Annotated in this window: 12 protein-coding genes and 2 pseudogenes; 6 read left to right on the forward strand and 8 right to left on the reverse strand. The window is 59.4% G+C overall.

All coding sequences use genetic code 11. The features are described 5' to 3' along the window. Window positions 1-132: 132 nt before the first annotated feature. Entirely contained in the window at window positions 133-771 is a 639-nt protein-coding gene (locus tag AB4850_RS26205) for a LuxR C-terminal-related transcriptional regulator (protein WP_414442373.1), read from the reverse strand. A gap of 472 nt (window positions 772-1243) precedes the next feature. Between AB4850_RS26205 and AB4850_RS26210 the strand changes: the two genes are divergently transcribed. The 3 genes from AB4850_RS26210 (at window position 1244) to AB4850_RS26220 (ending at window position 4822) form a co-directional block, all read left to right on the forward strand. After that, complete coding sequence (locus tag AB4850_RS26210; protein WP_414442374.1) at window positions 1244-2398, forward strand: EAL and HDOD domain-containing protein; 1155 nt, start codon at window positions 1244-1246, stop codon at window positions 2396-2398. Window positions 2399-2523: 125 nt separating this feature from the next. Continuing rightward, window positions 2524-3642: a GAF domain-containing protein gene (locus AB4850_RS26215; protein WP_414442375.1), complete on the forward strand. Its 1119-nt coding sequence runs from the start codon at window positions 2524-2526 to the stop codon at window positions 3640-3642. A 487-nt stretch (window positions 3643-4129) separates the two neighbouring features. Beyond that, complete coding sequence (locus tag AB4850_RS26220; protein ID WP_414445617.1) at window positions 4130-4822, forward strand: IS6 family transposase; 693 nt, start codon at window positions 4130-4132, stop codon at window positions 4820-4822. Window positions 4823-4862: 40 nt separating this feature from the next. Here the strand turns inward: AB4850_RS26220 and AB4850_RS26225 are convergent, their stop codons facing one another. After that, a complete protein-coding gene (locus AB4850_RS26225) occupies window positions 4863-5783 on the reverse strand; it encodes an NmrA family NAD(P)-binding protein (RefSeq protein WP_070106595.1) in 921 nt (306 codons plus the stop codon). Window positions 5784-5900: 117 nt separating this feature from the next. Here AB4850_RS26225 and AB4850_RS26230 point away from each other — a divergent pair, with 117 nt between their 5' ends. Both AB4850_RS26230 and imuA read left to right on the forward strand, forming a co-directional pair. Beyond that, a complete protein-coding gene (locus tag AB4850_RS26230; protein WP_414442376.1) occupies window positions 5901-6797 on the forward strand; it encodes a LysR substrate-binding domain-containing protein in 897 nt (298 codons plus the stop codon). 378 nt (window positions 6798-7175) lie between these two features. Further along, complete coding sequence (gene imuA, locus AB4850_RS26235) at window positions 7176-7808, forward strand: translesion DNA synthesis-associated protein ImuA (RefSeq protein ID WP_414442377.1); 633 nt, start codon at window positions 7176-7178, stop codon at window positions 7806-7808. Here the strand turns inward: imuA and AB4850_RS26240 are convergent. The 4 genes and pseudogenes from AB4850_RS26240 to AB4850_RS26255 form a co-directional block, all read right to left on the reverse strand. Continuing rightward, a complete protein-coding gene (locus AB4850_RS26240) occupies window positions 7790-8092 on the reverse strand; it encodes an H-NS family nucleoid-associated regulatory protein (RefSeq protein ID WP_414442378.1) in 303 nt (100 codons plus the stop codon). The genes imuA and AB4850_RS26240 overlap by 19 nt on opposite strands. Before the next feature lie 12 nt (window positions 8093-8104). Further along, window positions 8105-8407, reverse strand: a complete 303-nt coding sequence (locus tag AB4850_RS26245; RefSeq protein WP_414442379.1) for an H-NS family nucleoid-associated regulatory protein — start codon at window positions 8405-8407, stop codon at window positions 8105-8107. Window positions 8408-8498: 91 nt separating this feature from the next. Then, window positions 8499-9233, reverse strand: coding sequence for an immunity 52 family protein (locus AB4850_RS26250; RefSeq protein WP_414442380.1), 735 nt, complete (start codon window positions 9231-9233; stop codon window positions 8499-8501). A gap of 5 nt (window positions 9234-9238) precedes the next feature. Next, window positions 9239-9827 (reverse strand): annotated as a pseudogene (locus tag AB4850_RS26255) (restriction endonuclease fold toxin 5 domain-containing protein). A 116-nt stretch (window positions 9828-9943) separates the two neighbouring features. On the opposite strand from AB4850_RS26255, the gene AB4850_RS26260 reads away from it, so the two are divergent. Next, complete coding sequence (locus AB4850_RS26260) at window positions 9944-11239, forward strand: IS701 family transposase (protein ID WP_414442002.1); 1296 nt, start codon at window positions 9944-9946, stop codon at window positions 11237-11239. A 105-nt stretch (window positions 11240-11344) separates the two neighbouring features. On the opposite strand, the pseudogene AB4850_RS26265 reads toward AB4850_RS26260, so the two are convergent. Then, window positions 11345-11685: pseudogene (locus AB4850_RS26265) on the reverse strand (IS3 family transposase); the annotation flags it as partial. A gap of 29 nt (window positions 11686-11714) precedes the next feature. Beyond that, on the reverse strand, window positions 11715-12698 hold the full coding sequence (locus AB4850_RS26270; RefSeq protein WP_414442381.1) for a CobW family GTP-binding protein: 984 nt from the start codon (window positions 12696-12698) through the stop codon (window positions 11715-11717). Between the last annotated feature and the right edge of the window lie 4 nt (window positions 12699-12702).

The following is a 12702-nucleotide window of genomic DNA, read 5'->3' on the forward strand; positions in this document are numbered from 1 at the left end:
GCGCTGCGTGCATGTATCACGCGCCGACTGCCCATCCGTTGTCATGCGGCCGTTCCCGACCGTTCGCTTCGATGCATCCATTCCAATGGATAACTAAATAATTCATACGAAACTGATGTCGTGCCGGCCTGTTTATCTCGCCACATCGGCAATCAGCTCGTTGGCCACCGCGTAGCGCGTGAGATCTGCGTTGGATTTGAAATCGAGCTTTTCCAGCAATCTCGCGCGGTAGCTGCTGACCGTTTTCACGGACAGACACAGCTCGCTGGCGATGTCCTTCACCCTTTGTCCGTCGGCAAGACGAACCAGCATCTGCAATTCACGATTCGACAGGTCTTCGTGCCTCTGACGCCGCCCCAACAGCAGACGATCCGACAGGCCTGCCGCCACGTCCGCGCCGAGGAACCGTTGCCCGCGACAGGTCGCATCGATCGCGGCCAGCATGTCGGCAATATTGGCCGAGAGCCGGACATAGCTAGTAGCGCCGGCCCGCAGCACCCGAATAGCGTTGTCGTCGTCGGCACCCGACGCGAGTACGAGCAGCGGCACGTCCGGCGCATGGCACTTGATTTCCCTCACGCGCCCCGGTGCGCATTGGAGCCGCCCGCTGACGACCAGCACGACGAGCCGAGCTGCGCCGACATTCCGGATACCTTCGCCCGGCTCGATCTCCCCGGTTCTCGCTCCGTTCTTGCTTCGCGCCAGCAACGCGCAGACACCGATCCGAAGAATTGGATCGCCGTCGACGACGATAAAATCGTATGAATTCACGGGTATCCGTCCATAAACCGCGAGGTCCGCGCCCGGACGTCGGGCGCCCTCACGCGTTGCGCGCATGATGCAGCTGGCCGCCGTCCGAACAGGTCCGGCGTGCCGAAGTGATGGCGTCCCGCCGTTGGAGGAAGACTACGGCATCGGCATTCCGGCAAGTATCAAATTTTGCAATTTTTTTGATAAACACCCTTTTAGTAGGGGAAAACACTGAGTATTTCATGGAAAATATGCGAAAAAATACCAATTAAGTATCAATTTAATCTTTTCCTGATATTCTTTGATCGACCTTTTCGTACGACCCGGGCTGGTCGCCCGGCGCGAGGCCGGGCTTTCCGGCCTTGCCATCGAGACAGGCGGTGTTGGCTCGCGGGTGGCGTCCGCAAATCGTGACCGGACGGGAAACGTTGTCGCCGCACGATGGTGATGCGCAGGCCCGCCCGCCTCGCAAGGCTTACGTTGGGGTAGCACGATGACGCAGATGCAAAGCAGCGATACCTCTCATGGCGATGGTCTAGCCATCTTCGCCAAGCAGTCGATCATCCACCGTGACGGGAAACTGTACGGGCACGAGCTGCTATTCCGTGATCAGACGGGAGTCGTGACCGCCATCACTGACGACGTGAGAGCGACCACATGCGTGCTTGAAGCGGCGGTCGGCCATGTCGGCCTCGATCAAGTATCGCCGGTCGGCGTGTTTTTCCTGAATTGCTCCGACGCTTTCCTGATGTCGCCGACGATCCATGTGTTGCCGGCACATCGCTTCGTGCTGGAGGTACTCGAAACTAGCACGGTGGACCTACGGCTGCTGCGACGTTGCGAGCAGTTGAAGGCCATGGGTTTTCGCATCGCGCTTGACGATGTCCGCGTGGTTTCGCCGAAGATAATGGACGCGTTGCCGCTGATAGACATCGTGAAGGTGGACTGGCCGTTCATTGAAGAGCGCGAGCGCGATCTGCTGGTCGATATCCTGGTGAGTGCCGGCAAGATCGCGCTCGCCGAGAAAATCGAAACCGATGCCGATCGTGACCGCGCGCTGCAGGCCGGCTGCGATTTGATGCAGGGGTTCTTTTTCAGCAAGCCTCGCATCGTCGCGAGCAAGAAGCTACCGCCCGATTTCAAGGTCATCGCGCACGTGTTGCAGGCAATCCTCGACGAGGAAAACCTCGCGGACCTGTCGATCAAGATCGAGCGGTGTCCGAAGCTTTGCATTCAGCTGCTTCATCTTGCGAACAACTGCGCCGCGACAAAGCAATCTCGGGCGAGGATATCCTCGATCTCGCAGGCTGCTTCGCTGGCCGGCACTAACATGCTCTTGACCTGGTGCGCACTGCAGCTCTACCAAGGCGGAGCGGATGTGCTGACCGATCCGCTCGCGGATCTTGCACGGCTACGCGCCAAGCAGATGAGCGACATGCAAACGGCCGGGGGAGGCACGGCATGCGCAGTCACCAAGGCTCGCCTGGTCGGGCTGCTGTCCCTGCTGCATATCAGCCAGGGCGTTTCGGCTCTGGAGCTTTGGCGGCCGATCGCGCTCGACGCGGAGATCAAGCGTGCGCTGATCCTGCAGGAAGGGCCGCTCGGCGCCGCACTGGCTAAGGTAATCGAGCTTGAACGCGCTTTTTAGAAGCGACGATCCCAGGGCCATGCGAGGGAGACGTTTTATGACGGGTTGCAAAAAAAACATATTGCAAGGATTCGATACGTCTGGATAGTATCCCAGCCCCATATCCCATTGCTGAGACTGAGCTCATGAGCATTTCCGAGGAGGATCGTGTACTGACATCGCGGGACGTTGCCCATCGGCTCGGCGTGTCTATCAAGACAGCGCAAGGCTGGATTGAAACCAACGTGCCGCAGTCCTGGAAAACTCCCGGGGGGCATCGCCGTGCCCATGAGCGTGACGTGCTTGCCGCGCAGATGCGCATGGCCTCGTCGCAGGACTACGACCTCGCTCCGGTGCCCGTTGCCTTCCTGACCAGCGAGCCGATCTGGTGTCGCTTTCGCGAACGCCTGGCCGACGTGGATGCCAGGTTTGAGCACGTTGCCGACGCCCTGACGGCCTTGTCCACCTTCGGCCGGGTCCAGCCCGCCGTGGTGGTGGTTGATATCTCGGCGACCGACTGGGACCGGGGCCTCGTGGTTAATCACCTTCTGTCCGACTCGCACCTCGCCCACGTGGTCGTGATTGCGCTGTGCGACGAGCGCGGCCGCGCGCATCTTGCGGCGGTCGCCTCGGCGCGTCTCATCGTGCTTGCCCGCGACGCCGAGGCGGCTGCCGTCGAGGCCGTCCGCGCCGCGCTGGCGCCTTTCCTTGACGGTGCGTCCGGCGATGCGGAAGCAGCCCAGGCCTTACCCTATCCCGTCGCACGCAATGAGGCCAAACGCTTGCTTGCCTTGCAGCGCTCCGGCTTGGTGGATAGCCCCTATGAAGACATCTTCGACGATACGGCCAGATTGGCGGCCCGCATGTTTTCGGCGCCGATTGCGCTGATCAGCCTCGTGACCGCCGACCGGCAGTGGTTCAAAGCCCACCATGGGCTGGCTGCGAGGGAGACGCCGCGGATCTGGGCGTTCTGCAATTACACCATCTTGGGCGATCCGTTCGTGGTGGAAGATGCCTTGCAGGATTCACGCTTCAAAGACAATGTCCTGGTCACCCGCGCACCGCAGATACGGTTTTATGCGGGCGCGCCCTTGCGCGATAGCAACGGCTATGCGCTCGGATCGCTCTGCGTCATCGATCAGGTTTCTCGTAAGGCAAGTAAAACAGAGATGGATGAGCTCCGGCTGCTGGCGGATCTGATCTCGTCTCGTATCTGCCTGGCACAGAAACTCCGGGAACAACAACAGCGCCATACTTCCGCGTAGGGCGGATTCGGCGGCAAGCACAACGGCACCGGCGGTGCGGACCACACTGCGTCACCGGCAGGCACTTCGCCCTGAAGCGGCATCTGCTGCGTGCTTCGCTTTATCGCAAACACCTCGCCATACGCTTCTCGACGTGGCGTGAATTGATCGAGGTCGTCCAGCATCCGCCTGCGGCATGGAACAGGCAGGTCGCGCTTTCGCCCATCGTGAAAATACTCCGCTAGCGTGATAGAGCCATTTAGCACTACAGCCGTAGATATAACGAAGAAGGAGGTGCGCAACCGCGGCGCCGGTAATGGCATTGCCTGGCGCGATAATGGTGTCTTCGACGCCATGTGGACCAAGCCAGCACGTACTCGACTGAGTATGTGCCTCGCCATAGCAGCCGGCACAGCAGCCTACGGTATTGTCAGGTTGTTGCGCGAAGGCTTGTATAGTAGGGCATGAGAAATCGACCGATGCCGTCCAGCCGTGCGTTGATTCGCCGATCTCGTTCAAAGGCTACCGCTTCCCACCTGACGTGATCAGCTACACGGTGTGGCTGTACTACCGATTTCCGCTGAGCCTGCGCATGGTCGAGGAAATGCTGGCGGCACGAGGCATCGAGCTGACCTATGAGACGGTGCGATGCTGGGCCACGAAGTTTGGTCTGGCGATCGCCCGGCGCATCCGTTCCACGGCCTCGAGCCGCAGCGACAAATGGCACCTCGACGAGGTCGCGGTGACCATTCGCGGCGTGAAGCATTGGCTCTGGCGAGCCGTAGATCAATACGGCGCCGTGCTAGATGTCCTGATTCAGCGCCAGCGCGACACCGCGGCGGCCAAGCGACTGATGCGCAAGCTGCTCAAGCGCCACGGCCGCCCGCGCGTCATCGTGACGGACAAATTGCGCAGCTACGCGGCGGCCAACACCGCACTCGGCCTGTGTGTCGAGCACCGGCAGCACAAGGGGCTGAATAACCGCGCCGAAAATTCGCACCAACCGACTCGCGTGCGCGAGAAGGTGATGCGCCGTTTCAAATCGGCGTGTCAACTGCAGCGATTCGCGTCCGTGCACGGCCAAGTTTCCAATCTGTTCGTGGGCTGCCGCTATCATCGGGATGCGAAACGCAAGCGCGTAGCCCGAGCCCAGGCGAAGGCGGCCTGGGAACGGGCGTCGCGCGCCCGCTTGGCCACGTAAGCGAATCGCTGGCGGGCTCACCTTGCCCTTCCTCGTACGGCTACCGAACAACCTGATAGTACCGTTTCATGAAGTCGAGGAGCGATGTCGGCCGCACTGTCGGATATTGGTCATTTGCGATGCCGCACAAAGCCCCTTCGCCCGACATCATCGGTAGCAGATACTGGAGCGGCAGCATTGCCATTGGATGAGCACCGGCTTTCGCCATTCGGCGTAGTTCGGCATATCCGTCCGCGATCGACCCTCTGCGCACCTGATGAAGCTCCTTGCCCGTTGCTGCCGCATAGTCAGCTGCAATCTGGGCAATGGTGCGACGGTCGCCCGCTACGGAAACCACGCTATTGACCGTCGTAGGATCGTCAATGGCAGCGACTGTCCATGCTGCAACATCGTTCAAGGAGGTGAAGTCGAGGGGCACTTCGTCGTCGCCCCAGTAAGTGATCGTGCCTGCCTCGGCGTCGATCAGGCCGGGGTTGGAGAACACAGCCTCCATGAACCCACCGTTCAGGATGTGGGTATAGCCGATGCCGCTCGGGCTTACCTTGCGATCAAAGGTCCGCCGCATGTCGAGATAAGGGTTAATGCCCTCAGGGATTGAGAATAGGTCCTCAGAGAAGTCCGACGGAACAAATCGTCCGACGCCCGCCGCGAGCGCTGCCTCAAGCAACCGGGACTGGCCATCAATGATGGTGTCAGGTCCACCCTGAACTGCTGAAATAACAGTACCGACGCCTGCACAGGCGTGCTTGAGGCTGAGCGGGTCGTCCAGGTCCATATTGACGACGGTTACGCCGTTCGCTATCCACCCTCTTGCACGATTGCCGTGTTTGCCTGCCGAACCGCCGCGAACACCCGCACGGATCTCCTTGGCGGGCCGTGTGCGAAGTAACGCATCGATGATTCGGTGCCCCAGATCGCCGGCGGCGCCGGCGATCAAATAGCTCGTGTGTGTGTTCTCCATATCTCCCTCCGATAGTCGTGACGCGCGGTGTACGTCGTCGGGGAGAAGTCTAGGGCGTTCCGATTTTGAATATAAGATAGCTAAAGCGCGACTCGCTGTTCCGGAAAACGACACGAAATGGACCAAGCCGACCTCGTCATATTTCTTCGATTAGCTGATAGTGGAAGCCTTTCGGGCACGGCACGGACGCTGAAGTCTCCAAAATCGACCGTAAGCCGGGCGCTCTTACGATTGGAGATGGAGATTGGATCAGCGCTCTTCGACCGGTCCACACGACACTTCAGGCTAACTGACACGGGAAAACTGCTACTGCCCTACGCGTCGCGGGCAGTCCACGACTTGCAGGAAGCGCAGGCGATCATTGATGGCTACGCGGGGGAACCACGCGGGCTTCTACGTATCAACACGACGCAATCGTTCGCACAGGGAATCATTGCACCCATGCTGCCTGACTTTCTCGACCGCTATCCGGAACTGACCGTCGAGCTGACCACGGACTCAAATTACGTCGACATCGCGCGCGAAGGTATCGACGTAGCGGTGCGCGTCGGTACACTTCCTGACTCGTCGCTCATCGCTCGCAGACTGCCACCGGTCGAATTGTGGCTATGCGCAAGTCCATCTTACCTATCGCGGTCGGGCGTTCCGAGGCAGGCAGCTGAACTTCACGGACATAGGCTCGTCGTTCGCGAGGCACCCACGAGCTGGGTCTTTCAGGATGGCCAAACGGAATTGACCGTACAGCCACGCGGTTCGGCAATCATCCCGGACGCGGCTGCGCAGAAGATCGTTCTCGAAGGCGGCGGCGGGATTGGTTTTCTTCCAAGCTACCTCGCAGCTCCCGCCTTGACGGCCGGCACCCTAGTGCGGGTACTTCCGTCATTGAGACGGGAACCCATTGAGCTTCACGCGCTGTATCCGACTCACCGCAGCATGTCAGCAAAGGTCCGCGCCTTCATTGATGCCCTGATCGTTCACCTTGATACAGTCAAGCCATCGTCCTCGCGCGACTAGCAGCTGTTGTCCGCCAAACGAGCGCCCAGGCATCGATACCGGCAATTGACCCGACGAACAAGATCATGGTCTGAACGTCGCTTAGCTGCGTGTAGCGGACCTTCGAATGTCCGACTCTTTCGTTGGTCGGCGGACCGAAACTGGCCGCTCCCAGACAGTCGAGCTGCGCTAGATTTTAGGGAGCGATCTATCGTCCCTGCCCCTTTCGCTCACCAAAACCGCTTGCTAAATCGCGGCGTTCATATATGTACACATCGGCAATCCCTCCCTCGGCATTTCCTCATCTTACGCGTCGATCGCCAGACACTCGCTTTTTGAGATGAGTGCGCTACAATGCCCGAAGGCTGTATATCCATACAGTATTGGCGACCGACCACCATGCACCCTGCTCTCGCGCATCCGGAACTGATTCACCGCGACTTGTGGCGGGCCAGCCAGCTGGCCCACGGCGGCGTTCGCGGTATCGAAACAGGGCATGCGGCGCTGTCGGCCGAGCTGCCTGGCGGCGGCTGGCCACCAGGGTGCCTGGTCGAGCTGCTCACCCAGCAACCTGGCATTGGCGAGCTGCGGCTGCTCGCACCTGTCCTGGCTCGCTTGCAGTCGAAGCCGATCGTGATCGTGCAAGCGCCGCACACCCTGCAACCGGCCGCACTCGCATACTGGGGCGTAGATCCTGCTGGGTTCGTGAGCCTGCGTGCGCCGCGTACCGCTGACGGCCTATGGGCTGCTGAACAAGCGCTGCGCGCGGGCACATGCGGTGCGGTGCTGCTCTGGCAGCATGCCGTGCGGTCGGACGCACTCCGACGCTTGAATCTGGCTGCGCAGGCCGGCTCCGCGTTGTTTTTCATGTTCCGGCCGCTGGGCACCACTCGCGATGCATCACCGGCGCCTTACCGCGCTATGGTTTGCTTGGGGATGTTCCGACTGGAGCAACGTCATTTTGTCGTGCTCCCGTCACGGTTCCGCCATGAACATCCCGGAGATGCCGCCTGTTATACCAGGCTCGGTTGAATCACAAAATCTGCACGATCCTTGCCGACAATCCACGACGGCTCTCGTCCGCGGCCGCTCCACGTAACGCCACTTATCGGATCTCGATACTTGGCCACCGAGGTGCGATGCTTTTTGCGCGCTCGCCTCGCGGTCAGTTCGTCGGCCGAAATCCCGAACTCGGCCATCAAAGTCTTGATCTGCTCGATCGCAGCGCTGCGCTCGGCTGTCTGCGCGGCGGCGATCTCAGCATTGATTCTATCGAGATCCGCGATCAGTTCCGGATAGCTTTTGTGCGTCGTCATCTCAACCCTCGCTTACTGCTTGATCAAGAAGCGATCGCGATTCTTCGCGTCGCGGATCCACAGCGGAGCGCGACCGCGGCCGGACCACGTCTCGCCGGTCTTCGGGTTCTGATACTTCGCCTCAATGACCGCCGGCTCTTTCGCTACCTTCGGTCCACGCTTACGGCCGAAAATTTGTTCCGACGTGATGCCGTATTCAGCGACCAACTCCCGCACCTGCGTAATCACCCGTTCGAGCTCGGCGACGCGAGCGGCTTCCGCCCGCTCTTGCAGCGAGTCGAGTTGAGCCTTGAGTGCCTTGTAATTCTCTGCCATCAGTTAATTCCTTCCAGTGAGTCGATGGTTTTATTGTCTGCCTTGCTTAGAAAATCCTGACCGCGAATTTCTTCGAATCAGCGGCACTACATCACAGGTCCGCGTATCCCGGCAAGAGATCTTGGTCGACCAGCCGAATCTCGATGCGATTGGCAACATCGACGTGTTCGGAGTCGTCCGCGGAAAACACTTCATCTGGAACACTCACGACAATCGTGCCCCGTTGCTTGCGACTGTCATCGGGAACTGGAATCAGTGCACGCGCCTCCGGGATTTGCTGCTCGGTGAGCACCTTGGGGAGATAAAGCATCCAACCAACACCCGGCTTGTCATCGAACACCTGGCGGGGAAAATAATCCCGCGAAGAGACCGACACATACAGCGGATCATAGACAGCCACTATCGCAGACACGATCTCCGCTACGCCACGGGAGCTCTGCACGTCTGTCGACGCCGCACTCTTTGCCGGCAGGCCGATCTCCACCTCGCTGGGCAGGCTCCTTGTATCGATGCCAAGCTTCAACGTCGCGCTATCTGCTTCGGACATTCGACCGTTCCAAAAGCCGAAAACTTTGGGTCGGTCCATTTTCTTCTCGTACCGCTGGGCTAAGACTGCCAAAACAGCGGTCGACGGAACACCAGGCGATTCATACATCGGGTACAGACGCGCTTCTTCTTCAGTATCCGCTTTCAACCACCACTGGCCCAAGCGCTCATCCAGTTGCGACATGGCTTCGACTACTGGCCATAGACGCACGAGATGAGCCGAGAAATCGCCGACATCGGCGAAATCGGGAGCGCTACGGAATTGCGTGACGATTTCCATGTTTCTCAGGGTACCCATTCAGACTGGACACGGAGACGGGCGAGCGTGGTGCGCATGTAAGTCCAACTGCGTTCCGTCTGGAAATACCATTTCAGTTTCGCTGGAGGATTGTCATTTACCACCTCGGACTGGCCTTGGGCCTGCTCCTCCATGTCATCAAATGCCTTCGTGTAAGGCTCGTTGTTCTTGTCCAAGAACTGGTCGTACTTCCCCTTGGCTTCTATCAAAGTACAACTATCGGCGCGAAAGCCATCGAAGTCACGCATCCAGACCCACTCCATGCTCCAGCCCTCTCCGACGTTATACGGGAAGCCCGTCATGCGGCCTTGATACTCGCGAGAATTGGCGCTCATGCTCCAGTTACGTCTCTGCATGCTGCCCGCCTCCGGCGGACATTTCTTGCAGCTCTCTCCCGTGCGTGGAATCGATCTGGCGATGGGTGCGGCCTTGCTATCCTTCTCGGGGGGGGTCGCCCGACAGGCTAGCTGTCCCCGCCGCTGCGGCTCCGCCCAATAATGCGGTTCCAGCGCGAGCCAAAGCTGGTCCGAGTTCCGCTACTGCCGCTTCGATCGCCGGCACTGCCAATCCCGACATTCCCAGTCCCTCCCTCGGTTTCCTGATGTTCGATGCGCCATTTCATGACGCTACTCTTACTGTGTCAGTAAATTCATGCCACTATAGAAGCTCCTTCATCTACGGCGTGGGGAATGATGGACTGGGAGACGTCATTCGAGTTGTATCTGGGACATTTGTGCGAAGCGCTTGAGCATAACGATCGGGAAGCAGGATTGAGGGGCTATTGCCAAGGGCTGATGCTGCCAATTCGACGCAAGAGCGTCGAGCCGCTGGCGGCACATCTGGAACCGGAGCATGTGAGCGCGCGACACCAGTCGCTGCATCATTTCGTGGCGAAGTCGGGATGGTCCGATACGGCGCTGCTTGAGCAAGTGCGGCGTTGGGTGCTGCCGCACATGGACCCGACTGATGGGTTGTACTGGATCATTGACGACACGGGATTTCCCAAGAAGGGCAAGCATTCGGTCGGCGTGGCGCGGCAATACTGCGGCCAGTTGGGCAAGCAGGACAACTGCCAGGTTGCGGTGAGTCTGTCGGTGGCGACGGAAGACGCAAGCCTACCAGTGTCGTATCGACTGTATCTGCCGCGTGAATGGAGCGACGATCCCGCGCGACGACAGAAAGCAGGCGTACCCGATGAAATTGAGTTTGCAACCAAACCGGAGATTGCGACTGAGCAGTTGCGCGAAGCACGGCAAAGCGGCGCGCCCGACGGTATCGTGTTGGCCGATGCCGGCTATGGAGACGACACCTCGTTTCGCGAAGCCGTTAGCGAGTTCGGGCTGCAGTATGCGGTGGGAATTCGCTCGAACACGCGTGTATGGGCGCCGGGCACCGCTCCTCTACCGCCCGAGCCCTCCACGGGGAAATCGGGCCGGCCGCGTAGCTTGTTAAGGCGCGCGCCCGGACATGAGCCGATCGGAGTCAAGGATCTGGCCTCGACGCTCGATGCCTCGCGCTATCGCAACGTGATATGGCGCGAAGGCACGTGCGCCGCGCTCAGTTCGCGCTTTGCCGCCGTGCGAGTGCGTGCCTCACACCGCGATTATTGGCGGTCCACACTGCGCGATGAGGAATGGCTGCTAATCGAATGGCCTGAAGGTGATGCGGAGCCACTCAAGTATTGGCTTTCGACTATGCCCCCGGACACGACGCTCGAACGCATGGTTCATGTCGCCAAGATGCGCTGGCGTATCGAGCGGGACTATCAGGATCTCAAGCAGGAATTCGGCCTGGGACACTTCGAAGGGCGCGGTTGGCGTGGATTCCATCACCATGCATCGTTGTGTGTCGCCGCCTACGGGTTTCTTGTTGCTCAACGCCTCATTCAAGGCGACAGTAAAAAAAACTCCGCGATCCGCGACCCATTTGCCTTACCCTCGGATTACGTGCCACGCGGGTCCCCAGCGCGCGCAGCGCCACGTAGCTGATTCCATCACCACGCTGCGCTGGCGTATCGCCGCGTACATCGCGCGTCGGCTCCTGCGATGTCCGTTTTGTTCAGCGTTTAAGATTAATTTTTTGACACAGTAAGATTAGGTTGCTGAATCCGTCGAGCGTCGAAACTCGCACTGCGAGCAGTACTTCGACGCGCTATGAGGGTGCTTTTCGTTATGGTGCATCAAATGCGATGGCCTGATTCCTTGCTGCGGTCGCTTGTCCGGCTTCCGCACGATTGCGACATAATCTTGCTAATGGTCTTCACGAAGCTTTACGCCATGCCGCGGGCTGTGCCGTATGGAGGCAACGGCTTCAGACCGAGCACTGTTTCAAATTAGCACGTCTCGTCCACCGTATAGCCCGAGCCGTTGCCGCTCAATCACTCGATTTCGAACTCGGTATGCAGCACATTCCCGAACTGATTGTCCACGGAAGCCTGACCTCCGCCCTCAGAAAGATGGGCTTTTACAGTGCAGTCCAGTTTAGCTTGCACGCGCTGGGGACGCCTTCGATGTCGTCAATGTTGCAATCTCGGACTATGAAGATGGCCGCCAAATCCGACACTGCGTTTGCGGTAAGGCGTCGTGGGGCCGAGAAGGTGGTGCCGACGCTCTGCAGTAGTACCCGGTCTTCGCCAAGCGGCCCAAGGACTATTGCTTTCATGCGTAACAGCCGCTCGCCGAGCGCGCCTGAGACATTCTCGAGCCAGTCTAATACATCGTCCCATTCGGCAACGCCATCAAACTTTGCGCGAAGGACTCGCACTCGCGGATGCAGCAATGCTCGCTTGACACGAGGTATTTCGGCTTCGATTGGAAGCGATAGCTGAACCCCGCTGCCGACATCCTTAAACGTAACGCGAGCGCGGATGATTGGTGACTGCTCGCTCACGATAGTAGCGAGCGGGTTGATTGCCTTCGCCTCGCGCTCCGCCTGCTGCCTGACATCCAGGCCGACCTGGTCAATCTTCGTCAGCACGATGGTTTGAGCGGCAGCCAACTGCGCGCTCACCGTTTCGAAGTCTTCACCGGCCAGCGGGGGAATAGCGCAATCGAACGTGGTTATGACTCGAACCCGCAATCCGAGCTTCGAGAGCGGGGACAACGAACCAATCACCTGACCGGGCAACGAGAGGCCGCTGCACTCAAGGACGATTCGTTCGAATGGAGGCAAACCGCTGTTCGACCGATCCGTGACCAGTTCTTCGACCGTGATGACCAGGTCATCAGTCAGCGAACAACAGACGCATCCGTTACTCAGCTTGGCCAGCGGAACGCCGCGGGCGGATTCTGTAAGAACTGCTCCGTCAATGTCGATGGCGCTGGCCTCGTTCACAATCACGGCCGTGGCGTTACCAACATTGCCGCTCAACAAGAGCGCTTCGATTAGCGATGTTTTGCCGCTTCCCAGTTTGCCCGCAACAATGATGAATTCGGTTGACTTAGCCATGTTG

This window comes from Burkholderia sp. 22PA0106, assembly GCF_047497155.1.
Taxonomy (GTDB): Bacteria; Pseudomonadota; Gammaproteobacteria; order Burkholderiales; family Burkholderiaceae; genus Burkholderia.